Below are 23,888 nucleotides of genomic sequence, written 5' to 3'. Positions count from 1 at the left end.
TCCGCGCTACTCTTCCTTGGCCAGGTATTTTTCCAGCCAGTGGATGTCATAATCGCCATTGGCGATGTCGGCATTGCCGACGAGATCGCGAAACAGCGGCAGCGTCGTCTTGATACCGTCGACGACGAACTCGTCCAGGGCGCGGCGCAGGCGCATCATGCACTCGACGCGGTTACGCCCATGTACAATCAGCTTGCCGATCAGGCTGTCGTAATAGGGCGGGATCTTGTAGCCGGAATAGACGCCGGAATCGACGCGGATGCCCAGACCACCCGGTGTGTGGAAATGGGTGATCGTACCGGGCGAGGGGGTGAAGGTGCGTGGGTCCTCGGCGTTGATGCGGCATTCGATGGCGTGGCCGTTGAACTTGATGTCCTCCTGCTTCACCGAGAGGCCGCCGCCGGAAGCGACGCGGATCTGCTCATGCACGAGATCGATGCCGGTGATCGCTTCCGTCACCGGATGCTCGACCTGCAGGCGCGTGTTCATCTCGATGAAATAGAACTCGCCATTTTCGTAGAGGAACTCGATCGTGCCGGCGCCGGAATAGCCGAGGTCGGCGATCGCCTTGGCGCAGATGCCGCCGATACGGGCGCGCTCTTCGGCATTGAGGGCCGGCGAGGGCGCCTCTTCCCAGACTTTCTGGTGGCGGCGCTGCAAGGAACAGTCGCGCTCGCCGAAATGCACGCCGCGGCCAAAGCCGTCGCCGAACACCTGCACCTCGATATGGCGCGGCTTTTCCAGGTATTTCTCGATGTAGACCGCATCGTCGCCGAAGGCCGCACCGGCTTCCGTGCTCGCCGTTTGCAAGGCGACCTCAAGGTCGGCCTCGGTAAGCGCTACCTTCATACCGCGCCCGCCACCACCGGCCGATGCCTTGATGATCACGGGATAGCCGATCTCGGCGGCAATGCGCCTGGCTTCCTTTTGGTCGGTGACGGCACCGTCCGAACCGGGCACAACCGGAATGCTGAGGCGCTTGGCGGTTCGCTTGGCCTCGATCTTGTCGCCCATGATGCGGATATGGTCGCCGGACGGACCGATGAAGGTGATGTTGTGCGCGGCCAGTATGTCGGCGAACTTGGCGTTCTCCGACAGGAAGCCGTAGCCCGGATGCACGGCGTCGGCGCCGGTGATTTCGCAGGCCGCAACGATCTGATGGATGTTGAGATAGCTGTCGCGCGATGGCGGCGGACCGATGCAGACGCTCTCGTCCGCGAGCCGCACATGCATGGCGTCGGCATCGGCGGTCGAATGCACCACCACCGTCTGGATGCCGAGTTCCTTGCAGGCGCGCAGTACCCGGAGGGCGATTTCGCCGCGATTGGCGATGAGGATCTTCTGAAACATCAGGCCCGCTCTACTCGATCACGACGAGCGGCATGCCATATTCGACCGGCTGCGAATCCTCGAAAAGGATCGCGGTCACCGTGCCGGCGCGTGGCGAGGGGATCTGGTTCATCGTCTTCATTGCTTCGATGATCAGCAGCGTCTGGCCTTCCTTGACCTTCTGGCCGACTTCGATGAATGCCTTGGCGTCCGGCGACGGAGCCAAATAGGCCGTGCCGACCATCGGTGAGGTGACCGCATTCTTGGAAAGGTCCGCCACCACAGGCACGGCAACGGCGGCAGCCTGCGCTGCTGCCGGCGCATAGGCCGGTTGCGGCGCCGCGATTGCATGAACGGCCGGCGCCTGCCGCGAGACGCGCACCTTCAGGTCGCCCAGTTCAACCTCGATCTCGGTGAGATTGGTGTCGTTCAGTATGCCCGCCAGATCGCGGATCAGTTGCTGGTCAACACCGGTCTTCTTTATCGACATTTTCGAGCCTTCTGTTTGTTGGCCGGTCATAGGCGTGCGGCCAGCGCCTGTAGCGCCAGCGTATAGCCGAGCGGCCCAAAGCCACAGATCATGCCGACGGCGACCGGCGCGACCATGGAGACGTGGCGGAATGGTTCCCGCGCATGGATGTTGGAAAGATGAACTTCGGCCACCGGCAATGGTGCGACGGCGCGGATGGCGTCGTGGATGGCAATCGAGGTGTGGCTGTAGGCGCCCGGGTTGATGACGATGCCGACAGCCTTGTCGCCGGCTTCCTGAATCCAGTCGACAAGGTCGCCCTCATGGTTCGACTGGCGGAAATCGATCTCGAACCCCAGCGCCGTGCCTGCCTGCTTGCAGTCGTCGGCGATCGCGGCAAGCGTCTTGCCGCCATAGATGCCCGGCTCGCGCTTGCCGAGCGCGTTGAGATTGGGACCGTTCAGGACGAAAACCGTTTTCAAAAAAGCCGACCTTTCCCGGCGCCGTCATCAAGCCGGCGCGCTGGGCCCTCTATAATGGGCATAGCCGCCCGCGGAAAGAGCGCAAGTGCGTTCTTTCACTGTCCACAACAGGCGGAAATGTGCCAGTGAGAGATAGCTGGCGAGCAAGATCAGAGCGCGGCTTTCGCCGCCTCGATCTTTTCAGCCAGCACTTCCTGCCCGAGCGCCCCGAACACCACCTCGTTGCCGACGACATAGGACGGCGTTCCGGTGATCGCCAGTTTGTTGGCAAGATCGTAGGTCTTGGCGAGGGCCTCGTTGATTGTCGGGTCCTTCATCTTCTCGCGCAGCGCCGCTTCGTCGGCGCCGAGCGACAGCGCGACCTTCATGGCCGCCGCCTCGGTGGCGCGTCCCTGACCGCCGAGCAACGCATTGTGGAACTCGCCGTACTTTTCCGGGTGCATCAGGTGGAAGGCCATCGAGACCACGCTCGCCTTCTGCGAATCCGGTCCGAGGATGGGGAATTCCTTGAGCACGAAACGCAGGTCCGGATCGGTCTTGGTCAGCGCCTTCATGTCGTCGATGGCACGTTTGCAGAAGCCGCAATTATAGTCGTAGAACTCGACGATGGTGACCTTGCCGGTCGGATTGCCGACGACGCCGTCGAAGGCGGAGTTGAAAATCTGGTCCTTGGCATCCTTGATCACGCCGAGATGAGCGATGCGCTGCTCTTCCTTCTGCTTGGCCTCAAGCGCGTCCTGGACCTCCAGAAGAACTTCCGGGTTTTTCAACAAATAGTCGCGGATGATGCCTTCGACCTCGGTGCGGTCGATCTTGGTATCGGCCGCCGCCGTCTCGACCGGCTGTGCGGTCCCGGCCTTGGCGATCTGCGGGTTTCCGGCAACGAATCCGAAAGCCAGCATGGCCAGAGCGACCGCAACCCCCGTGGTGCCCAGCAGCAGTGCCTTTTTCATCGTTCCTGTTCCTTCTGCCTGTTTTCCGGTCTGGCTATGTCGTGGCGCGGGGCCGGAAGGTTCACTTGATCTTGGTTGATGGCTTGTAGTTTATGATATCCTGGGCGCGAAGCCAGCGCGGCTCGCCGCGTTTCATCTGCTGCTGCGCCCGCATGGCGAAAATCTTCGCATCCTTGTAGTTGCCGGAATAGAAATGGCTTTCAGCGGTGGCAAGTTCAGCGCCAGGTATGTCGCCCAACTCGCCATAGGCCTGCGCCAGATAGCGATATCCGGCTGAATTTTCCTTGTCGCGACCGAGGCCATTGTTGATCTGCACGACGGCTTTTTTGAGGGAGTCGGGCGTGCCGACGGCCATCAGCGCCTGGCCCACGGACACTGGCAGCAGACCGGACCGAGCCGAATCGAGGCTGACCGCCTTGGCATAGGCGTCCGCGGCTTCCTTGGGTTTGTTGGCTTTCATCAGGATGTCGCCGCGCAGTTCCTGGAAGTAGGCATTCTTCGGTTGCGCTTTGATCAGTGCATTGGTCTTGGCGAGGGCGGCGGCGATGTTGCCGAACAGGTAGGTCGACTGGGCGTCGCCGTACTGGGCGGCGAGGGTTCCTTGCATCTTTCGCATCAGCCGGGACGCGGCCGCCTGGCCTTCCATGTAAACGGCGATCTTCACCCGCATCATGTCATGGCGCTGCTGCAGCGCGGGCGGGTCCGGCCTGTCGACATTGGGGTCCTGTTTCACCAGCACTTCGAGATTGGCGATGCGGTCCTGCGGCATCGGATGGCTGATCCGATACGGATCGACCTGGGCGCCCGAAAGCGAAAGTGCGGTCTGGAAGCGGCGGAATGTCTTCAGCATGCCCATGCCGGACTGGCCGGTGGCGTTGAGATAGGTGATCGCCGAGCGGTCGGCCGTCATCTCCTCGGTGCGCTGATAGGCGAGGATGCTGCGCTGTGCCATTTCGCCGCCGCCGGCAGCCACGCCCATGCCGGCGCCGGCGAGACCGCGGCTGCTGGTTGTGGCACCGGCGACAATGGCGCCGGCGCCAAGCAATGTCGCGATGACGGCCATCGTCTTGGCTCGTTCGAGCTGGTCGCGCAGCTTCTGCTGGTGGCCGCCGGCAATATGACCGGCTTCGTGCGCGATGACGCCGATGATCTCGTTGGGCGTTTCAGCCGTCATCAGCGCGCCGGTGTTGATGAACAGCCGACGCCCGGTGACGAAGGCGTTGAAACTCTGGTCGTTGACCAGGACGATGTCGATGCCGTCATTCGCCAGGCCGGCCGCCCTGAAGATCGGCCGCGCGTAATCGCGCACCAGCGCCTCGATCTCGGCGTCGCGCACCACCGGCACGTTCTGGGCGAAGGCGCTGACCGAGCTCGACATTGCAACGGCAACGCCAAGCGAAAGCGTCGCGAAGACGCGCGCTGCCTGGGCAATCGTCGATCTGGGTCGGCTCAACATGATGTGTCCACTGGTAGACGAGCGGGCGAAAGATGAAAAGTCGGCGCCGGAAACTTCCTCAACTTGTGATCCTCACATCAATCGGGCATTTGTGCGGCACATGCGCCAGTGCCTGGCGCCGTCAGTCATCGGGAATACTGGTTAAATGGTCGTTTCGCTCTCACGCCGCGGCAATGTCGAGCCCTTCCATGCGATGGACATTCTGGCAGAGGCAAACCGGCTGAAGTCCCAGGGCGTGCCGGTTGTTTCGATGGCCGTCGGCCAACCCTCCGATCCCGCACCGGTTCTGGTTCGCGCCGCAGCAGCCAAGGCGCTGCAGGATGGGCGCATCGGCTACACCGACGCGCTCGGACTGGCAGGTTTGCGCAAGGCGATAGCCGGACACTACGCCGATCACTATGGGCTTGATATCGAGCCCGGCCGGATCGCGGTGACCACCGGATCGCCGGCCGCCTTCAATCTTGCCTTCCTGGCGATGTTCGATCGGGGTGACCGCGTCGCCATCGCGGCACCCGGTTACCCTGCCTACCGCAACATCATGGCCGCACTCGGCATAGAGGTGGTCGAGATCGAGCTCGGCGACGCCGCCTACCTGCATGCCGGCCATTTGGAAGCCGCGCATCGTGAAAAGCCGCTGAAAGGCGTTCTCTTCGCCAGTCCCGCCAATCCAACCGGCGCGGTCATACCAGCCGATGAACTGGCGGCTCTGGTAAGGACGGCACAGGACCTCGGCATCGCCGTCATCTCCGACGAAATCTATCACCGGCTGGCCTATGCCGCCCCCGACACCACGGCACTTGCCTATGGCGGCGATGTGACGGTGATCAATTCCTTCTCCAAATATTACTGCATGACCGGCTGGCGAATCGGCTGGATGGTGCTGCCGCAGGAACTGGTGCGGCCGGTCGAGCGCGTCGCCCAGAGCCTCTACATCTCGCCGCCGGAGCTATCGCAGATTGCCGCGATCGAAGCGTTCAGGGCGACCGAGGAACTGGAGGCGGTAAAAGGCCGCTACGCCTGGAATCGCGAGCTCTTGATGAAACGCCTGCCGGAACTCGGCTTTCCGCTGGCGGCGCCCATGGACGGCGCCTTTTATGCGTTCTGTGACGTCACCAGGCATACCAATGACAGCATGGCCTTCGCGCGAAAGATGCTGGCCGAGGCGCATGTTGCAGCAACGCCCGGCCGCGACTTCGACACTCAGGCTGGGCACCGGACCATGCGTTTCTCCTACGCCGGCAGCCACGACGACATGGTCGAGGCAATGGTGCGCATCGAACGCTGGTTGAGGTAGCACCATGCCGGAACTTGAACAGGCCCCCAAACTTGATCGGGCATTGGCCGAAGTCGCCGCCGAAATGGCCGAGCGCACCGATCGCGGCGACGTCGCTTCCTACATTCCGCAGCTGGGCAAGGTCGATCCGAAGAAGTTCGGCATCGCGGCGGTCACCAATGACGGCCGCGTGCTGATGGCCGGCGATGCCGACCAGGCATTTTCCATCCAGAGCATCTCGAAAGTGTTCACGCTGACACTGGCGCTCGGCAATGTCGGTGACGCGCTTTGGCAGCGGGTAGGCCGCGAACCGTCAGGCAATCCATTCAACTCGATCGTGCAGCTCGAGCATGAGAACGGCATTCCGCGCAACCCGTTCATCAATGCCGGCGCCATTGTCATTTCCGACATCCTGCTTGCCGGCCACCAGCCGCGCGAGGCGATCGGCGAAATCCTGCGCTTCATCCAGTTCCTCGCCGACGACGAAACGATCATCATCGATCGTGAGGTCGCGGCGTCCGAACGGGCCACCGGCTATCGCAACTTCGCGCTTGCCAACTACATGAAATCCTTCGGCAATCTCCACCACGCGCCGGAGCTGGCGCTGGGCGTCTACTTCCACCATTGCGCCATCGCAATGAGTTGCCGGCAACTGGCGCTCGCCGGCCGCTTTCTCGCCAATGGCGGCAAGAACCCGGCGACCGGGCATTCCGTGGTGTCGGCCGAACGGGCACGCCGCATCGGCGCGATGATGCTGACCTGCGGTCACTATGATGGCTCCGGCGATTTCGCCTTCCGCGTCGGCATCCCCGGCAAGAGCGGCGTCGGCGGCGGCATATTGGGCATCGTGCCGGGCGTGGCGTCGCTTGCCGTCTGGTCGCCCGGCCTCAATGCCAACGGCAACTCCAAGCTGGGGTCGATCGCGCTGGAAAAGCTGGCCAGGATGATGAACTGGTCGATCTTCGCGCCGTGATGCATGTCGCCCAAAAGGTGCGGAGCGGTTTTGGGACAACGACATGCATAAAAATCAAGGAAGCGTTTTAGCCTTTCGCGATCCGGAATAGCGCCAGATAAGAAAATCCCGCACCGTCTTCGAGACGGCGCGGGATTTTTTGTCAACAAACTAGCTCAGGTGGCTGAAAGGCTTAGAAAAAGCCCTTCCGCTGCCACCATCCGCCGCGTTTCGGCTTGTCGTCGGTCTTGTCGTCGGTCTTGTCCTCGGCCTTGGCCGCGGGTTCTTCCGCTACAGTCGAAGACACCACCGGCTCGACCGGCGCATTCACCGCCGCCGGCTTGCGCCGCGACGGGCGGGCCTTCGGTGCCTTCTCGACAGCCGCTGCTTCGTCGGACGCCGTGGCCGGCGTCTCGACCGGTGCTTCCGCCTCGGCAGCCGGCTCTTCGGCGACGATTTCGGCTGCGGCCTTCTTCGGCTTGGCGGCACGGCGTGGCTTCTTCGGCTTCTCCATGCTCGGCGCGTCGTCATTGGCCGGAGCAAGCACCACCGGCTCTTCGGCCGCTGCGGTAACCACCGGCTCGCTGGCGATCACCTCGGTTGCCGAGACTTCGCCTTCGGACGCGTCGGCTGCTTCGCCAGCACTTGCCTCAGCCTCGCCTTCACCGTCTTCGCGGCGGTTGCGCTTGCCGCCGCGCTTGCCGCGCCGGCGCTTCTTGCCCTGGCCTTCGTCCGAAGCTTCAGCTGTGGCAGGAGTTTCGGAAACACCAACAGGGGCATTGTCGTCCGCTTCCGCGTCGCCATCTCCGGCGGCCGAGTCCGAGTCCGAAAACTCGCCGGCCGGAGCCGAGACGGAAGCACCGTCCGCAGGGGCGCCATGTTCGCGATCGCGATCCTTGCCGCCACGCCGACGCCGACGCTTGCGGCGCTTGCGGTCGCGGCCTTCGCCTTCCTCACCACCGGCAGCGGGCCGCGGCTGCTGTTGCTGCGGCTGCTGGCGTGGCTGTTCTGCCTGGATCGGCGCCTCGTCGTCTTCCTCGATGACGGCAATCTCATCCTCGGGCTCGTCCGGCTCGACATAGGCCGGGAAGCTGCGCGCCTCGACAAAGCCTTCCGGCTTTTCAGCCAACGCGCCGCGGAAGATCGCATAGTGCTGCGAACCCACCGAATCGTCGGCCTCGACGGTGATCGTCAGCCCGAAGCGGCTTTCGAGTTCCACCAGCGTGCCGCGCTTGTGGTTGAGCACGTAGAGTGCTGTCGCCGCCGGCGTCCGCACCGTGATGTGGCTGCGCGAATCCTTGAGCAGGAATTCCTCGATCGCCCGCACCACCATCAGCGCGACCGACGAATCGGAGCGCACATGGCCGGTGCCGCCGCAATGCGGGCAAGGCTTCATGGTCGATTCCAGCACGCTGGCGCGGATGCGCTGGCGTGACATCTCCATCAGGCCGAAATGCGAGATACGGCCGACCTGGATGCGCGCACGATCGTTCTTGAGGTGATCCTTCAGCCGCTTCTCGACGGAGCGGTTGTTGCGGTTCTCCTCCATGTCGATGAAGTCGATGACGATCAGGCCGGCAAGATCGCGCAGCCTTAGCTGACGCGCGACTTCCTCGGCCGCTTCCAGATTGGTGTGGAGCGCGGTGTCCTCGATCGAGTGCTCCTTGGTGGAGCGGCCCGAATTCACGTCGATGGCAACCAGCGCTTCGGTCTGGTTGATGATGATGTAGCCGCCGCTCTTCAGCGTCACTTGCGGCTGCAGCATGCGGTCGAGCTGTGCCTCGATGCCGTTGCGCACGAAGATCGGCGTCGTGTCGCGGAACGGCTGAACCACCTTGGCGTGGCTCGGCATCAGCATGCGCATGAAGTCCTTGGCCTCGCGGTAGCCTTCCTCGCCGGAGACAAGAATCTCGTCGATATCCTTGTTGTAGAGGTCGCGCACCGAGCGCTTGATCAGGCTGCCTTCCTCGTAGACCAGGGCAGGGGCCGTGGACTGCAAGGTGAGATTGCGGACATTTTCCCAAAGCCGCATCAGATATTCGTAGTCGCGCTTGATCTCTGCCTTGGTGCGGCTCTCGCCGGCGGTGCGCAGGATGACGCCCATGCCCTGCGGCACTTCGAGATCGGCGACGACCTCCTTGAGCCGCTTGCGGTCGACCGCGCTGGTGATCTTGCGCGAAATGCCGCCGCCACGCGCCGTGTTCGGCATCAGCACCGAATAGCGGCCGGCCAGCGACAGATAGGTGGTCAGCGCCGCGCCCTTGTTGCCGCGCTCTTCCTTGACGACCTGCACCAGGAGGATCTGCCGGCGCTTGATCACTTCCTGGATCTTGTACTGGCGGCGCACCGGCTTGCGGCGGTTGCGCACTTCTTCCAGCGCATCCTCGGCGCCGACCGATTCGACCTCGTGATCGTCCGGATGCGAGGACTGCACTTCTTCCAGCATGCCGCGATCATTGTCGCCGGAGGTCGCTTCGCTGCCTTGTTCGGCCAGCGGGACGGCTTCGGAAATCACATCGGCCTCGACCGAGGCGGCGATCGACGTCGGGCCGCCTTCGCGGATTTCGCCTTCGTCCTGCTCGGCCGAATCCTCGCCATGCTCGGACGCATCGGCATGTTCGGACGAATCAGCCGCATGTTCAATGATCTCGGACGTGTGCGAGATGTCCTCGACACCAGCGTCGGCACCTTCTTCTGCCTCGTCGGCAGCGTCGCTCGCCTCGCCGGAATCGGCTGCATCGCGCTTGTGCTCGCCCCGGTCGCGGGGCTTGCCGCCGCGCCTGCGGCCGCGCCGTCCGCGATCGCGGCTCTGGCGATCATCGCCGTCGCCGTCCTCGTTCTCCTCGTCCTCAGCCTCCTGCGCTTCCGCGCGCAGCAGTGCCTGACGATCGGCGACCGGAATCTGGTAGTAATCGGGGTGGATTTCACTGAAGGCGAGAAAACCGTGACGGTTGCCGCCATATTCGACAAAGGCTGCCTGAAGGGAGGGCTCTACGCGCGTTACGCGGGCTAGGTAGATGTTTCCTTTGAGCTGCTTCTTGTCCTGGGATTCAAAGTCGAATTCTTCAATACGGTTACCGCGTATGACGACAACGCGTGTTTCCTCCGGGTGGGAGGCGTCTATCAGCATTTTGTTGGGCATTATTTCGTTTCCCCCCGGCAGCCGTCAGCCGCAGCTTGCGAGGCAAAGCCTGCTGCTGCGTGTCTGGAATGTGGGTGCCGGATATTTGAACGTCCGTCGGCCGCCGCTTGAGCGCCATGGCGGTGCCGCCCGCAGCCATAATGGCGCGGTTTGATGCGGACCTTTCCATGATTGCGCTTGAAGCCATCGTCACCAACAGAACCTTTTGAACCAAAGCCCGGACGAACCGGACCAGCTTGTTTGCTCATACAGAGCCGGCACGGGAACAAACCCGGCCGTTTTCCTCACGCAGGCGATTCCCCCGCCACGGGAGCACGCCTGCGAAATTCGTCGCGATCACCTGAACCCTTTTCGCCTGAAGCGAAAGGAGCCGCCTTTACGTCTGACCCTGTAGCAAGAAGCTGCGGAGGAGGGCGGTTCCAGGATTGCAGTGATCCACCATCGCTTTTATGATTTGGCGGGGTGGATGGCAACCCCGATTTCCGATGCCGGCAAAAAGCCGTTCCGTAGCGTAAAGCCAGGCTTGCGGCCCTGCATGAAAAGGCTTGGTTAACCTTCTCTGGATACCAATCGTTAATCGAGTTCGCGGCCTAACCGGCATTTCGACGAAACGACCGGGCGCCGGGCGCCAAACCGGGAGCGACTGCAAGAGAGATGGGATTGGCGGACTTCACAGACAAGGGATGTCGTGTCGGCGGCCGGATCCTGGCCGCTTTCTGCCTCTTGCTGCTGCTGGCGGCCTCATCCGTCTTGTCCTCAAATGCCAGTGCCGCCGACGCTCCGCTCGTGGCAAAAGGCTACAAGATGGCCGGCGATGCCACCAAGATGCGCATCGTCATGGATTTCGACCGCGAACCCGATATCAAATGGTTCCTGCTGCGTGGTCCCAACCGTCTTGTCATCGATCTCGCGAATACGAGATTCGCCGTGGATGCCAAGGATTTGAAGGCGCGGGGCCTGGTCAAGGGCGTGCGCCTGGGCGAACTCGGCGAGGGCGTTTCGCGTCTGATCCTCACCGGCAAGGGACCCTTTGCCGTCGACAAGCTCGACGTGCTCAAGAACGAGGACGGAACCGGCTACCGCATTGCCATCGACATGTCGGCGGCATCCGAACGCGAGTTCGATGCCGCACTTGCCAATCAGGCGCTGACCACCGGATCGACCGTTTCGACCGACAAGGGAGGGCGGGTCGGCACCGGGCCGGTCTCCAATCCGGGCCATCGGTTCACCGTCGTCATCGACCCCGGCCATGGCGGCATCGACGGCGGTGCCGAGGGCCTGAACGGCACCATCGAAAAAAACGTCACGCTGGCCTTCGCCACGGAGCTGCGCGACAAACTCGCGGCCGTCGGCAATTATGATGTGTTCATGACGCGCGACACAGACGAATTCCTGCGTCTGGACGACCGCGTGCGCATTGCCCGTCAGCATGAGGCCGACCTGCTTATTTCGATCCATGCCGACACGATCAGCGTCAAGGGCATTCGCGGCGCCACCGTCTATACCGTCTCCGACAAGGCTTCGGACCCCGAGGCGCAGGCGCTTGCCGACCGTGAGAACCTCTCCGACCAGTTCGCCGGCATGGAAATCAAGAACGACAACAAGGAAGTCACCGACATCCTGATCGACCTGATCCGCCGCGAAACACACAACTTCTCGATGAGTTTCGCCCACACGCTGGTTGGCCAGTTGTCGACCAGCGTCGGTCTTATCAACAATCCGCAGCGCTCCGCGGGTTTCAAGGTGCTCAAGGCACCCGATGTGCCGTCGGTGCTGGTCGAACTCGGTTATCTCTCGAACGCCAAGGACGAGGCGCAGTTGCTCAACGCCGACTGGCGCGGCAAGGCGGCCCAGAGCATAACCAACGCCGTCGCGCTGTTCGCGTCGGCCAAGGCCGGATCGGGAACCGGAGGTTGACATGACCGGCGACGCCTGCAACCAGAGGCGGCGTTGCGCGACGACAACACCCAGTGCTTTTATTTCCGGCCAGCAGCCGTGAAATCAGGCATTGCCGTATTTTGTCCACATGGCGGCGACAAGGGTTTTCGATTACGGATTGGGACCGGCTCGAAAGCTTGCGTGAAAGGCGGCTTCGTTTAGGAAATTCCCGAACCAAGGACTGGAGCGGGTATGATTCGTCTCATTGGCTATTTTTTCGGCATCGGCACGACGCTGGCCCTTCTGGTCGCGGCGGGCGTTGCGATCTACATCGGCCATTTGTCGAAGGATCTGCCCGACTACGAGGTACTGGCCAAATACGAGCCGCCGGTGACCACCCGCATCCATGCGTCCGACGGCGCGCTGATGGCCGAATATGCGCGCGAACGGCGCCTGTATCTGCCGATCCAGGCCATTCCGGACCGCGTCAAGGCGGCCTTCCTGTCGGCGGAAGACAAGAATTTTTACAATCACCCGGGCATCGATGTGACCGGCCTCGGCCGCGCCATCATCGTCAACCTGCAGAATTTCGGCTCGGGCCGGCGCCAGGTCGGCGCCTCGACGATCACCCAGCAGGTGGCGAAGAACTTCCTGTTGTCCTCGGACCAGACCTACGAGCGCAAGATCAAGGAGATGATCCTCGCCTTCCGCATCGAGCAGGCCTATCCCAAGGATCGCATTCTCGAGCTCTACCTCAACGAAATCTTCTTCGGCTTCGGCGCCTATGGCGTCGCCGGCGCGGCGCTGACCTATTTCGACAAATCGGTCAACGAACTGTCCGTGGCCGAGGCCGCCTACCTGGCCTCCCTGCCCAAGGGGCCGAACAACTATCACCCTTTCAAGCATGCCGATCGCGCGATCGAGCGCCGCAACTGGGTCATCGATCAGATGGTCGAGAACGGCTATGTCACGCGTGAGGAAGGCAACAAGGCCAAGGCCGAGCCGCTGGGCGTGACGCCGCGGCGCAGCGGCACCTATCTGTTCGCCGGCGAGTACTTCACCGAAGAGGTGCGCCGCCAGATCATCGCCCGCTACGGCGAGAATGCGCTCTACGAAGGCGGCCTCTCCGTCCGCACCACGCTCGATCCGAAGATCCAGCTCATTGCCCGCAAATCGATGCAGAACGGGTTGATGAAATACGACACGCTGCGCGGCTATCGCGGGCCGGTGACATCGATCGATGTCTCGGGCGACTGGGGCGTGCCGCTTGGCGCCGTCAAGGGACTGGAGGATGTTCCCGAATGGTCGCTCGCCGTCGTGCTCGACAGTTCGGCGACCGGCCTGTCGATCGGCCTGCAGCCCGCACGGCAGGCGTCGGGCGAGATCGTCAAGGAGCGCGTCGAAGGCACTATCAGCAAGGAGGACATGGGTTTTGCCATGCGCCATGTGGTCGCCGGCAAGACCGTCAAGGCCAAGTCGCCGGCGGAGGTGCTGAAGCCGGGCGACGTCATCTTCGTGCAGAAAAACGATGGTGCCGAGGGCACCTACAGCCTGCGCCAGGTGCCCGAAGTGGAAGGCGGCCTGATCGCCATGGACCCGCACACCGGCCGCGTGCTGGCCATGGTCGGCGGCTTCTCCTATGCGCAGTCCGAATTCAACCGCGCCACGCAAGCCATGCGCCAGCCGGGCTCCTCGTTCAAGCCGATCGTCTATTCGGCAGCGCTCGACAATGGCTATACGCCGGCCTCGGTCATCATGGACGGGCCGATCACGATCCAGAGCGGCAACACGAGCTGGACGCCGAAGAACTATGACGGCACCGTCGCCGGTCCGGCGACCCTGCGCTCCGGCATCGAGAAGTCGCGCAACCTGATGACGGTGCGGCTTGCCAATGACATGGGGATGAAGCTGGTGGTCGAATATGCCGAGCGCTTCGGTGTCTACGACCATCTGGCACCCTATCTGCCAATGGCGCTGGGTTCCGGCGAAACCACCGTGATGCGCATGGTGTCGGCCTATTCGATCATGGCCAATGGCGGCAAGTCGATCAAACCGTCGCTCATCGACCGCATCCAGGACCGCTACGGCAAGACGGTGTTCAAGCAGGACGAACGTGGCTGCCAGGGTTGCAATGCGCAGGAATGGCAGAACCAGCCGGAGCCGGAGCTGGTCGACAATTCCGAGCAGGTGCTCGACCCGATGACCGCCTACCAGATCACCTCGATGATGGAAGGCGTCGTGCAGCGCGGCACCGGCGCCACCATCGGCGAACTCGGCCGTCACATCGCCGGCAAGACCGGAACGACCAACGATGAAAAGGACGCCTGGTTCATCGGTTACACGCCCAACCTCGTCGTCGGCCTCTACATGGGCTATGACACGCCGCGCGGCCTCGGCCATGGCGCCACCGGTGGCGGTCTCGCAGCCCCGATCTTCAAGGACTTCATGCGAGTGGCGCTGGACGGCACGCCCAATGTCGACTTCAAGGTGCCGGAAGGCATGAACCTGGTCGCCATCAATCGCAAGACCGGCATGCGTGCCGCATCGGGCGATCCCGGCACCATCATCGAAGCCTTCAAGCCGGGCACCGGTCCCGCCGACAGCTATTGGGTGATCGGCATGGGCGCCGACGGCTCAAATGCCACCGGTGGCGCGCTGTCGCCGCAAGCCAATCAGGCTATCCAGTCCGGCGGCGGCGGCCTCTACTGACGATTTTCAGGGGCGGATGGGCTGGCCTTGGGCCGGCCCATTTTGCTTTACAGCCGGCGGCGGCGTGCCTATGTATCGCGCCGACCGATTTCAGCAAACAGGACAGAACAGCCAGCCATGCGCGCGGAAACGCAGAATATTGTCGACGAGATCAGGCAGGCGATAACCCTGCTGAGGAGGCATCTTTGACTGGGATCAAGCCATAAAGCGGCTTGAATACCTCAATGTGCGCGCCGAGGACGCCAGCCTCTGGAACGAGCCGCTGGAAGCGCAGAAGCTGATGCGCGAACGCCAGAGCCTCGAAGAAGGCATCGCCTCGGTGAAAGGTCTGACGCAGGCGCTGGAAGACAATATCGGCCTGATCGAACTCGGCGAGGAAGAGCGCGATGAGGGCGTGATCGCCGAGGCGGAAGCCGCGATCCGCTCGATGCAAGGCGAAGCGAAGGCCCGCCAGGTCGAGACGCTGCTGTCGGGTGAAGCAGACTCCAACGACACCTATCTCGAAATCCATGCCGGTGCCGGCGGCACCGAAAGCCAGGACTGGGCCTCGATGCTGCTGCGCATGTACACGCGCTGGGCCGAGCGGCGCCGTTTCAAAGTCGAAGTGCTGGAAATGCATGACGGCGAAGAGGCCGGCATCAAGTCCGCCACGTTGATGATCAAAGGCCACAACGCCTATGGCTGGATGAAGACGGAATCGGGCGTTCATCGCCTGGTGCGTATTTCGCCCTATGACAGCAATGCGCGCCGGCATACGTCCTTCGCCAGCGTCTGGGTCTATCCGGTCATCGACGACACGATCGAGATCGACGTCTCCGAATCCGACGTCCGCATCGATACTTATCGCTCGTCCGGCTCGGGCGGCCAGCACGTCAACACCACCGATTCGGCGGTGCGCATCACGCATCTGGCCACTGGCATCGCGGTCGCCTGCCAGGCCGAACGTTCGCAGCACAAGAACAAGGCCAAGGCCTGGGAGATGCTGCGCTCGCGCCTTTACGAGGAAGAGCTGAAGAAGCGCGAGGCGGTTGCAAACGCCACCGAAGCATCGAAGAGCGATATCGGCTGGGGCCACCAGATCCGCTCCTATGTGCTGCAGCCCTATCAGTTGGTGAAGGATCTCCGCACCGGCGTCGAGAGCACCAGCCCGTCGAGCGTGCTCGATGGCGACCTCGACGATTTCATGGAAGCCTCGTTGTCGCAGCGCATCGAAGGCGGTGCCGGCGAAGCCGTGGCGGACCTGGACTAGGATATGCCCATATTCAGGTGAGGCCGGCCTGGCCTCATCTGAACATACCCCTGCGCACCACAGCAATGGAGGAGAGAGTGCCGAGCAAGCTCACCGGAAAATGCTTTTGCGGCGCGGTTCACTACGAGGTGGCCGACGAATTCCTCTATGCCGCGAATTGCCATTGTTCGGACTGCCGGCGCACCACCGGTTCGGCATTCAAGCCTTTCGCCGGTATCGAGCGTGAAAAGTTTGTCCTCACCGAAGGCGAGGACAAACTCCTGATCTTCGGCGACCAAAGCGGCCACAACGCGCATTGCTGCCAGTGCGGCTCCTTGCTTTATTCGCTCGTGCGCGACGGCGCCTATGTCCATGTCGCCATGGGAACGCTCGTCGACGACCCATCCATTCGTCCAACCGAGCACATCTTCGTCGGTTCGAAGGCGGGCTGGTTCACCATCACCGATGACCTGCCGCAGTATCAAGAGCACGTGATTGCCGGCTCCGACCAGCAATAGGCTGGAACCACAGCGGGCCAATCCCGTTTATTCGACGCCCGTTTGCCGGGAATTGACCTTGGCCTCATCTCGTCGGCGGTAGCGGATGCCTGACGTCTGTAGAACGATGTCGGGAATGCATGTTCTTGCGCCGACCAAGGAATCAGCCCAGCATCCAAGGGCTGGGAGAGAAAAAGCATTTATGGCCGGACGCGGCATATCTGCGACCCGACGATCCGGCCACTGGGAAGATACGTTCCGGGAACGGGCAAGCGAAACGCTTGATGCTCGTTTGAAAGGAACGTTTCCATGTCTGCTGCCACACTCAGATCGGCCAATGCCGTTCAACCGGCTGGCCGACTTTTGTTTTCCCTGTTCGCGATCGGCGCGATGGCAATGCTGACGGCACCTGCCTTCGCGCATGACGCCACGCCCACGGCGGCAAAGCCACAAGGCTGGAGTTATCCGTTCGCATGCTGCGCCAACTATGATTGTCGCACGACCCATACAGGCGAAGTGCTGGAGAAACCCGAGGGCTATGTCATCGCCGGAACGGGTGAGGTCGTTCCAATGACCGACAAGCGTGTCAAGGACAGCCCGGACGGCGAGTTCCATTGGTGCGCGCACCAGGGGGGCCTCGACGCCGGCAGGACAATCTGCCTGTTCGTGCCGCCGCGCTCGTATTGACGATAGGAGCGCATTCCTACGTCCGCCTGATCGCGTGTGACGGGACGGGCTTGCTGAGACGCGCCTGTCGCGGTAGCGCCGGTGATGCTTGCTGACAGACAGTTGTCAGGAGCACCTCTTTATGCTGCCTTTGCCGCACAGGGTGGCGGCGACAGGAGGAGTTCGTTGATGACCATCAAGGCAAGCTGTCATTGCAAGGCGACGACGTTCGAGGTTTCGCAAGCACCGCAGACGGTGACGCAATGCACCTGTTCTTTCTGCTCGAAACGCGGCTCGCTCTGGGCCTATTACGTGCCTTCGCAATTCAAGCTCACCAGCCCGATGGAGAACGTCTCTTTCTATCGTTGGGGGTCGAAGACCGTAAAGCACGGTTTTTGCGCCACCTGCGGCTGCGGCACCTTTACCGAAACGCCGGACTGGTCGACAGGCGAGCCGGATTTCGACAATCCCAAGATCAGCGTCAACTCGCGGCTGTTCGATGATTTCGATCTCGACAAGGTCGAAGTGGTTGTCATAGACGGCAAGAACCTCTGGTAGCTTATCCAAACCATTCCGGCACGGCGATGCGGCGCCACCACCGGGTATTGGTCACTCGGGAAAAGCCGTGAACGGCGCTTTTGCCGTTCCGCTTTTCGCCGCAATTCATGGTACAAGTCGCGGGAAGGGCTGATTTGGCGCCACCGCAAGGCGTGACTTGGAGAGGGACCATCCTATGAAAAAGACTGTGCTCGTCGTCGTGGCGACGGCTGTGCTCGTGAGCGCCTGCACCACCACCGATCCGTATACAGGCGACCAGAAGATTTCCAACACGGCGGCCGGCGCCGGCCTTGGCGCCCTGGCGGGTGCCAGCCTTGGCCTGCTTGCCGGTGGCAACGACCGCCGCAACGCACTGATCGGCGCCGGCATCGGCGCGCTGGCCGGCGGCGCCATCGGCGCCACGATGGACCAGAACGAGGCCGAACTGCGCCGGCAGCTCGAGGGCACCGGTGTCAGCGTCACCCGCAGCGGCGACCAGATCATCCTCAACATGCCGTCCGACATCACCTTCAACTCGGATCAGGATGCGGTGAAGCCCGGCTTCTACCAGGTCCTGAACTCCGTCGCGCTGGTGCTGAAGAAGTTCAAGCAGACCACGGTCGACGTGTTCGGCCACACCGATTCGACCGGTGGCGACCAGCACAATTTCGATTTGTCGCAGCGTCGTGCTTTGGCGGTGGCGAACTATCTGTCCGGTCAGGGCGTGGATCAGCGGCGCTTCGCCGTCACAGGCTTCGGCAAGACACGTCCGGTCGCATCCAATGCCACAGCCGAAGGTCGGGCCCAGAACCGCCGCGTCGAGATCCAGCTGTCGCCGCTCACCTGATCCGTCCGGCAAGCGGATGCGAAACGGCCCTCATGCGGGGCCGTTTTTGTTTGAGCTGACATCGGCGCTCTGGATGGGTACGGTATAGATTTAGTTATTGCTAAAATATAGCTTTCCGGCGGCCATGGAAAGGAATAGCATCATGGCAGTCCAGCGGGGATGAGGCGGTGTAACCGGCCGCGCAATCAGCATTTTTCCGCCTCGGTCTTGCACGGCCAGATCAGAAATCTGGGAGGAATGCATGACAAGAACAGCCAGCCTTGGGCGCTGTGGCGTCCTCGTTTTAACAGGTTTGGTAGGCGCGTGGCTGAACGTTGCTTCGGCTCGGGCCGAGGACGCCAACAAGGCCGACATCGAAGCCTTGAAAAAGTCGCTCGCCAAATATGAGGATTACACCGCTGCCGTCCGCGATCTCTATCTGTCGACGGTCGGCTGCGTCTACTACAGCGGAGAAAAGATAGCGGGCGCGATGGATTACCCGAAGGGCGCCATGGGTATTCACTTCGTCAATGTCCCGAGTGTCGGCCAGAAGCTCGACCCGATGCACCCCAACGTGCTGATCTATGAACCGACCAAGAAGGGTTTGCGGCTGGTGGGCGCGGAATGGCTGGTGCCTCTGACGCCGGACATAAAGGAGCCTCCGAAGCTGTTTGGCCAAACCTTCATGGGGCCGATGGAGGGGCACTACCCTCTCATCCCGAAGGAGTTCGTCCATTACGACCTTCATGCCTGGCTCGGGGACAATCCGAACGGCATGTTCAGTCCGACGAACCCGAACGTGAAATGCTCGAAGGCCGAGTTTCCGATGCTGGAAAAACCGACCAAGATGATGCCTGGGCCGATGTAACGGGCGAACCAGGCTGGAGCTCTACCGAGAAGGCAAGCCGGATGGCTGGCTTGCCTTCGAAGCGGTCGGGATCAGACCTTGGCGACGATCCGCATGAAGGCCGGCATGTCATCGCCGAAGCCAACGGTGGAATCGTTGTCTTCCTGGTGACGTTGGCGGGCAGGGCGGCTGTTGTCTCGCTGCGGCCGGGTATCGCCGCGTTCCGGTGCGCGCTGTTCGTTGCGATCGGACGATTTGCGCTCGGTGTTTTCCGAACGGATCGCTTCCTTGCGCGAGCGCCGTTCGCCGACGTCGGCGGCTGCCGCTGCGACCTCGGCCGCCGGCTGGTCCTCGCGGACTGTTTCCGGTGCCGTGTCTTCGCTGCGCTTGGCGTGGCGTTCGCGCGGTTTGCGCTCGCCGCCCTTTTCCCTGCTGCGGTCGTCGTCCTTGCGACCGGCGCGGCGCGGTGCGCCCTTGCCACGGCGCGGAGCATCGTCCTCGCCGCCTTCGCTGGCAACCACCGTCGACAAGTCGCCGTCATGCCATTCGATCTTGTTGCCGATCAGCCGCTCGATGGCGTCGATGTATTTGGTGTCCGACTTGGTCGCGATGGTGAAGGATTTTCCGGAGCGTCCGGCGCGGCCGGTACGGCCGATACGGTGGACATAATCCTCGGCATGGATCGGCACGTCATAGTTGAAGACATGGCTGACGTCGGGGATGTCCAAGCCGCGCGCGGCGACGTCGGAAGCGACGAGGTAGCGCAGCTTGCCGTCGCGGAAATTGGCCAGCATCTGCATGCGCGCGCGCTGGTCCATGTCGCCATGCAGCGCACCGGCGTCGAAATCATACTTCAGCAGCGAGCGGAACAGTTCCGACACTTCGACCTTGCGGTTGCAGAAGATGATGGCGTTCTTCAGTTCGGCATCTTCGGCCTTGATCAGGTTGCGCAGCGTCTCGCGCTTGTCCCACGGCTTGGAGCCTGATTTGACCAGCCGCTGGGTGATGTTGGTGGCGGCGGACGCGGCCTTCGAGACCTCGACGCGCACCGGCGCATGCAGGAATTTCTCGGTCAGCTTGGTGATTTCCGGCGGCATCGTCGCCGAGAAGAACAGCGTCTGCCTGGTGAACGGGATCATCTCGCAGATGCGCTCGATGTCGGGAATGAAGCCCATGTCGAGCATGCGGTCGGCTTCGTCGATGACGAGGATCTCGACGCCATTGAGCAACAGCTTGCCGCGCTCGCGGTGATCGAGCAGGCGGCCGGGCGTCGCGATCAGCACGTCGACGCCGCGCTCCAGCTTCTTGTTCTGTTCGTCGAATGAGACACCGCCGATCAGGAGCGCGATGTTGAGCTTGTGGTTCTTGCCATATCGGATGAAATTCTCTTCGACCTGCGCGGCGAGTTCGCGCGTCGGCTCCAGGATCAGCGTGCGCGGCATACGGGCGCGGGCCCGGCCGTTTTCGAGGCGGGTCAGCATCGGCAGCACGAAGGAAGCCGTCTTGCCAGTGCCGGTCTGGGCGATGCCCAAAATATCCTTGCCGAGCAAGGCGTGCGGGATCGCACCAGCCTGGATCGGCGTCGGCTGGGTGTAGCCGGCGTCGGTGACTGCGGAAAGGACCTTCGGCGACAGGCCGAGGTCTGCGAAGGTCAACGCTTCTTGAGCGGTCGTGGTGTCTGAGGACAAGTGTTGTTGTCTTTGGCTGGTTCGGGGAAGCGCAACGGCGTCTAATGGCGTCGCGGCAAGCGCCACGCGCCTGCAAGATCGGTATTGCAATTAGGAGCAAGCCCTCGATTTGTCAACAGAAACGGGCAGCAATGGCACGATTGTGAAGTTGTAACCTTAATCGGGATGCTTAATCGACCTGTCGGTCGCAGAGCCGGCTCAATAGCGGAACTGTTCGGCGAGAATACGCTCGTTCCAGGAATGATTGGGATCGAACAGCAACGTTGCTGTCGCCGTGGGTGATTCTCGCACCGTCACCGAGGTCACCGCCTTGACCTCGGTATGGTCGGCGGCGGCGTTCACCGGCCGCTTTTCCGGCTCGCGGATGTCGAAGCGCACCGTCGCTTTGTTGGAGAGCAGCGCGCCGCGCCAGCGGCGCGGGCGAAACGGGCTGACCGGGGTCAGCGCCAGCAGCGGCGCGTCGAGCGGCAGGATCGGCCCGTGCGCCGAAAGATTGTAGGCGGTGGACCCGGCCGGGGTTGCGATCATGACGCCGTCGCAGTTCAGTTCCTCAAGCCGGACCTGTTCGTCGACGGTGATGCGGATCTTGGCCGTCTGGTACGATTGACGCCACAGCGCCACCTCGTTGATAGCCAGTGCCGAAATCGTTTCGCCTTCCGAGGTCACGGCCAGCATCTCCAGCGGGCGGATGGTTTCGGCGACGGCGGCTTCGAGACGCTCGGTCAGGCCACCGGAACGATACTCGTTCATCAGGAAGCCGATGGTGCCACGGTTCATGCCGTAGACCTTCTTGCCGGTCCCCATCGTGTCGCGCAGGGTCTGCAGCAGGAAGCCGTCACCCCCAAGGGCAACGACGATCTCGGCCTCCTCGACGGAAGACTGGCCATAGCGCGCCGACAGGCTTTCCAGCGCCGTCTTGGCGTCAGCGGTGTCGGACGAGACGAAGGCGATGTGGCTGGCGGCTTTGCTCATGGCTCCCCGATGACGACCGGTGGCAGCGGCAGGGCCGCGCCAATTTCGGGGTAGCATGGGCGGGGTAGGTCTGCAAACGGAGCCGCCATCCCGGATGGCAATGCCATTCCGGGATGGCGAGGCGACCGCGGGACGGCGGATGCGGACATGCGTTCGCGTATCATGACAAAGGCTACGCGAATGTGATGGTTAAGACCGGCCTTAAAGTCTCGTAAAGCCGGATCGGTCATGTTAGCCGGCAGTGGATGGGTGGCGTGGGGGCTAGCCAGTCGAGGCCGACATATTGCCGGTAACACGCCTGATCATTGTCTTTCTGATGCTGGGAAGCTTCGCGCTGCTCTTTGCCGAACTGGTGCGCCAGTCCGAAGAGACGAGCTTCCGACCGCAGCCCACGGCGTCGCGCTGTGGTGACGCAGCCGGAGCGCCATGCCCGCAAAGGGCGCTGTAGCGCTGTAACCTGATCATCCTTTCGGACGACCGGCGGCATTGGCGGCCGCTTCGGTGCGCGACATCGCGCGGCAGTTTCTCTCCTTAAAAGCAGAGGCCGGTCGGCTGCCGCACGTTCCACTCGTGAAAGCTTGCTGTTTGCACTCGCGGCGCTTGGCGGTGTAGATGGGTGCACCGATTGGCGGAAAGGTTTTTGGGTAGCCTCGTATCCGCCGTTGTTGGGAAACAAGCCCTGCGGCTCGTTGACTGGCCGGGTGTCTGGAGCAGGGGGTTCCATGTCGCGCAGCGTGTTGATTTCTGGTGGCTGCGGCTTCCTCGGCTCACATCTGGTCGACCGTCTGTTGCGGCGAAGCGATCTGGAAAAGCTGATCGTCGTCGACAATCTTTGGACCGGGACGCGAGACAACGTCGCACATATCGCCGATCCGCGTTTCGATCTGCAGATTGCCGATGCCGAAAGCTTTTCATCCCTTCAACGCTTCGATGAGATCATCCATCTCGCGTCGCCGGCTTCGCCGCTTTGGTACATGCGCGAGCCGGTACGCACGATCAAGGCCAACATCGGCGGCGCGCTCAATCTTCTGACGCTGCTCAAGCCCGGCGGCCGTTTCTGCTTCGCCTCGACCTCGGAAGTCTATGGCGACCCCCTGGTTTCACCCCAACCCGAGAGTTACAGGGGATCGGTGGACTGCACCGGTCCCAGGGCCTCTTATGATGAAAGCAAACGCTGCACCGAGGCATTGCTGTTCGAACAGCAGCGGGTTGTCGGGCTCGACATTCGCGTCGTCAGGATTTTCAACACATATGGGCCGCGAACCCGCATCGACGACGGACGCGCCGTTTCGAACTTTGCCATCCAGGCTCTGACAACCGGGGTGCTGACGGTCTATGGCGACGGGTCCCAATCGCGCAGTTGGGGTTATGTCGACGACATCGTCGAGGGGCTGGAACGTTACTTCTGGCGCGACGGCATCTCGCATCGCGGCCCTCTGAACATCGGCAACGATCACGAGGTTTCCGTCCTGCGCATCGCGGAATTCGTCAGGTCGCTTGTCCCCGGCAGCCGCATCGAGCACCACCCTCCGGCTCCCCAGGATCCGACAAATCGGCGTCCGGACCTGACGTCGGCGAGGCATGTCCTTCCTGGCTGGGAAGCCAGGACGGGCTATCAGGAAGGCATCGGGCGCACCTTCGATTGGTTCCGTCAGCGAATTGCGGCCGGAACCGTTGCGGCCCCAACGGCCTGACGCGCCCGACGTCGCGGCCAAAGCTCTTTCCTGGCTGCCCACTTGGTCACCACCGCATCGGGCGCATCGATCGGCGAGCCATGGCCGTATCCGCATAAAGATATTGACTGCATGTTTAGTCATAGTTACTCCTGAGGTCGCGAATTGAGTTGGACAGCCGGCGCCAGCCGGTGAATGGCCACCGTGAAGAGGGGAATATCTCGACTGCGATGCGGCTTGCCGTTGCCGGTGCGCCGCATGCCGCAAATGCGATGCCGACGGCCGTTCTCGTGCCGTCGATCGGCATTGTC

19 protein-coding genes are annotated in these 23,888 nt (G+C 62.4%); 11 read left to right on the top strand and 8 right to left on the bottom strand.

Annotated features, from left to right (window positions below):
• Positions 1-6: 6 nt before the first annotated feature.
• From accC to EOC83_RS29335, 5 genes are all read right to left on the bottom strand, one after another.
• On the bottom strand, positions 7-1,350 hold the full coding sequence (accC, locus tag EOC83_RS29355) for an acetyl-CoA carboxylase biotin carboxylase subunit (protein ID WP_063168094.1): 1,344 nt from the start codon (positions 1,348-1,350) through the stop codon (positions 7-9).
• A 10-nt stretch (positions 1,351-1,360) separates the two neighbouring features.
• Entirely contained in the window at positions 1,361-1,819 is a 459-nt protein-coding gene (gene accB, locus EOC83_RS29350; RefSeq protein WP_013531358.1) for an acetyl-CoA carboxylase biotin carboxyl carrier protein, read from the bottom strand.
• Positions 1,820-1,845: 26 nt separating this feature from the next.
• Positions 1,846-2,280 (bottom strand): type II 3-dehydroquinate dehydratase, encoded by a 435-nt coding sequence (gene aroQ, locus EOC83_RS29345; protein ID WP_013531359.1) that lies wholly within the window; start codon positions 2,278-2,280, stop codon positions 1,846-1,848.
• Positions 2,281-2,429: 149 nt separating this feature from the next.
• Positions 2,430-3,233, bottom strand: coding sequence for a DsbA family protein (locus EOC83_RS29340; RefSeq protein WP_013531360.1), 804 nt, complete (start codon positions 3,231-3,233; stop codon positions 2,430-2,432).
• A 61-nt stretch (positions 3,234-3,294) separates the two neighbouring features.
• Positions 3,295-4,689, bottom strand: a complete 1,395-nt coding sequence (locus EOC83_RS29335) for a M48 family metalloprotease (RefSeq protein WP_013531361.1) — start codon at positions 4,687-4,689, stop codon at positions 3,295-3,297.
• A 145-nt stretch (positions 4,690-4,834) separates the two neighbouring features.
• On the opposite strand from EOC83_RS29335, the gene EOC83_RS29330 reads away from it, so the two are divergent.
• Together EOC83_RS29330 and EOC83_RS29325 are read left to right on the top strand one after the other, a co-directional pair.
• Complete coding sequence (locus EOC83_RS29330) at positions 4,835-5,983, top strand: aminotransferase class I/II-fold pyridoxal phosphate-dependent enzyme (protein WP_063168093.1); 1,149 nt, start codon at positions 4,835-4,837, stop codon at positions 5,981-5,983.
• Between the two features lie 4 nt (positions 5,984-5,987).
• Positions 5,988-6,935 carry a glutaminase gene (locus EOC83_RS29325; protein WP_013531363.1) on the top strand — a complete coding sequence of 316 codons (948 nt, stop codon included), beginning with the start codon at positions 5,988-5,990 and terminating at the stop codon, positions 6,933-6,935.
• 172 nt (positions 6,936-7,107) lie between these two features.
• Here the strand turns inward: EOC83_RS29325 and EOC83_RS29320 are convergent, their stop codons facing one another.
• The gene (locus EOC83_RS29320; RefSeq protein WP_063168092.1) at positions 7,108-10,056 is read right to left on the bottom strand and encodes a ribonuclease E/G; all 2,949 of its coding nucleotides are present in this window, start codon (positions 10,054-10,056) and stop codon (positions 7,108-7,110) included.
• Between the two features lie 654 nt (positions 10,057-10,710).
• Here EOC83_RS29320 and EOC83_RS29315 point away from each other — a divergent pair.
• From EOC83_RS29315 to EOC83_RS29280, 8 genes are all read left to right on the top strand, one after another.
• Positions 10,711-11,973, top strand: coding sequence for an N-acetylmuramoyl-L-alanine amidase (locus EOC83_RS29315; RefSeq protein WP_063168091.1), 1,263 nt, complete (start codon positions 10,711-10,713; stop codon positions 11,971-11,973).
• 213 nt (positions 11,974-12,186) lie between these two features.
• A complete protein-coding gene (locus tag EOC83_RS29310) occupies positions 12,187-14,643 on the top strand; it encodes a penicillin-binding protein 1A (RefSeq protein WP_013531366.1) in 2,457 nt (818 codons plus the stop codon).
• A gap of 117 nt (positions 14,644-14,760) precedes the next feature.
• Positions 14,761-15,892, top strand: a protein-coding gene (prfB, locus tag EOC83_RS29305) for a peptide chain release factor 2 (protein WP_013531367.1) whose coding sequence is annotated in 2 segments (ribosomal slippage) — positions 14,761-14,826 and positions 14,828-15,892 — 1,131 coding nt in all. Because the reading frame shifts where the segments join, the coding sequence is not laid out codon by codon here.
• A gap of 77 nt (positions 15,893-15,969) precedes the next feature.
• On the top strand, positions 15,970-16,389 hold the full coding sequence (locus tag EOC83_RS29300; protein ID WP_013531368.1) for a GFA family protein: 420 nt from the start codon (positions 15,970-15,972) through the stop codon (positions 16,387-16,389).
• A 288-nt stretch (positions 16,390-16,677) separates the two neighbouring features.
• Positions 16,678-17,055, top strand: coding sequence for a hypothetical protein (locus EOC83_RS29295; protein ID WP_013531369.1), 378 nt, complete (start codon positions 16,678-16,680; stop codon positions 17,053-17,055).
• 168 nt (positions 17,056-17,223) lie between these two features.
• Positions 17,224-17,592, top strand: a complete 369-nt coding sequence (locus EOC83_RS29290; RefSeq protein ID WP_024503891.1) for a GFA family protein — start codon at positions 17,224-17,226, stop codon at positions 17,590-17,592.
• A gap of 175 nt (positions 17,593-17,767) precedes the next feature.
• The gene (locus tag EOC83_RS29285; protein WP_013531371.1) at positions 17,768-18,418 is read left to right on the top strand and encodes an OmpA family protein; all 651 of its coding nucleotides are present in this window, start codon (positions 17,768-17,770) and stop codon (positions 18,416-18,418) included.
• A 241-nt stretch (positions 18,419-18,659) separates the two neighbouring features.
• Entirely contained in the window at positions 18,660-19,265 is a 606-nt protein-coding gene (locus tag EOC83_RS29280; RefSeq protein WP_013531372.1) for a hypothetical protein, read from the top strand.
• 71 nt (positions 19,266-19,336) lie between these two features.
• On the opposite strand, the gene EOC83_RS29275 is transcribed toward EOC83_RS29280, so the two are convergent.
• Positions 19,337-20,932: a DEAD/DEAH box helicase gene (locus EOC83_RS29275; protein WP_063168089.1), complete on the bottom strand. Its 1,596-nt coding sequence runs from the start codon at positions 20,930-20,932 to the stop codon at positions 19,337-19,339.
• Positions 20,933-21,130: 198 nt separating this feature from the next.
• The gene (locus EOC83_RS29270) at positions 21,131-21,904 is read right to left on the bottom strand and encodes an NAD kinase (protein ID WP_013531374.1); all 774 of its coding nucleotides are present in this window, start codon (positions 21,902-21,904) and stop codon (positions 21,131-21,133) included.
• A 722-nt stretch (positions 21,905-22,626) separates the two neighbouring features.
• On the opposite strand from EOC83_RS29270, the gene EOC83_RS29265 reads away from it, so the two are divergent.
• Complete coding sequence (locus EOC83_RS29265; RefSeq protein WP_063168088.1) at positions 22,627-23,598, top strand: NAD-dependent epimerase/dehydratase family protein; 972 nt, start codon at positions 22,627-22,629, stop codon at positions 23,596-23,598.
• The last annotated feature ends 290 nt before the right edge of the window (positions 23,599-23,888 follow it).

Origin of the sequence: Mesorhizobium sp. Primo-A, assembly GCF_003997175.1 — a bacterium.
Classification (GTDB): domain Bacteria; phylum Pseudomonadota; class Alphaproteobacteria; order Rhizobiales; family Rhizobiaceae; genus Mesorhizobium; species Mesorhizobium ciceri.
Note: the sequence above shows the minus strand (reverse complement) of the source record. Positions and strands in the feature narration are given on the sequence as shown.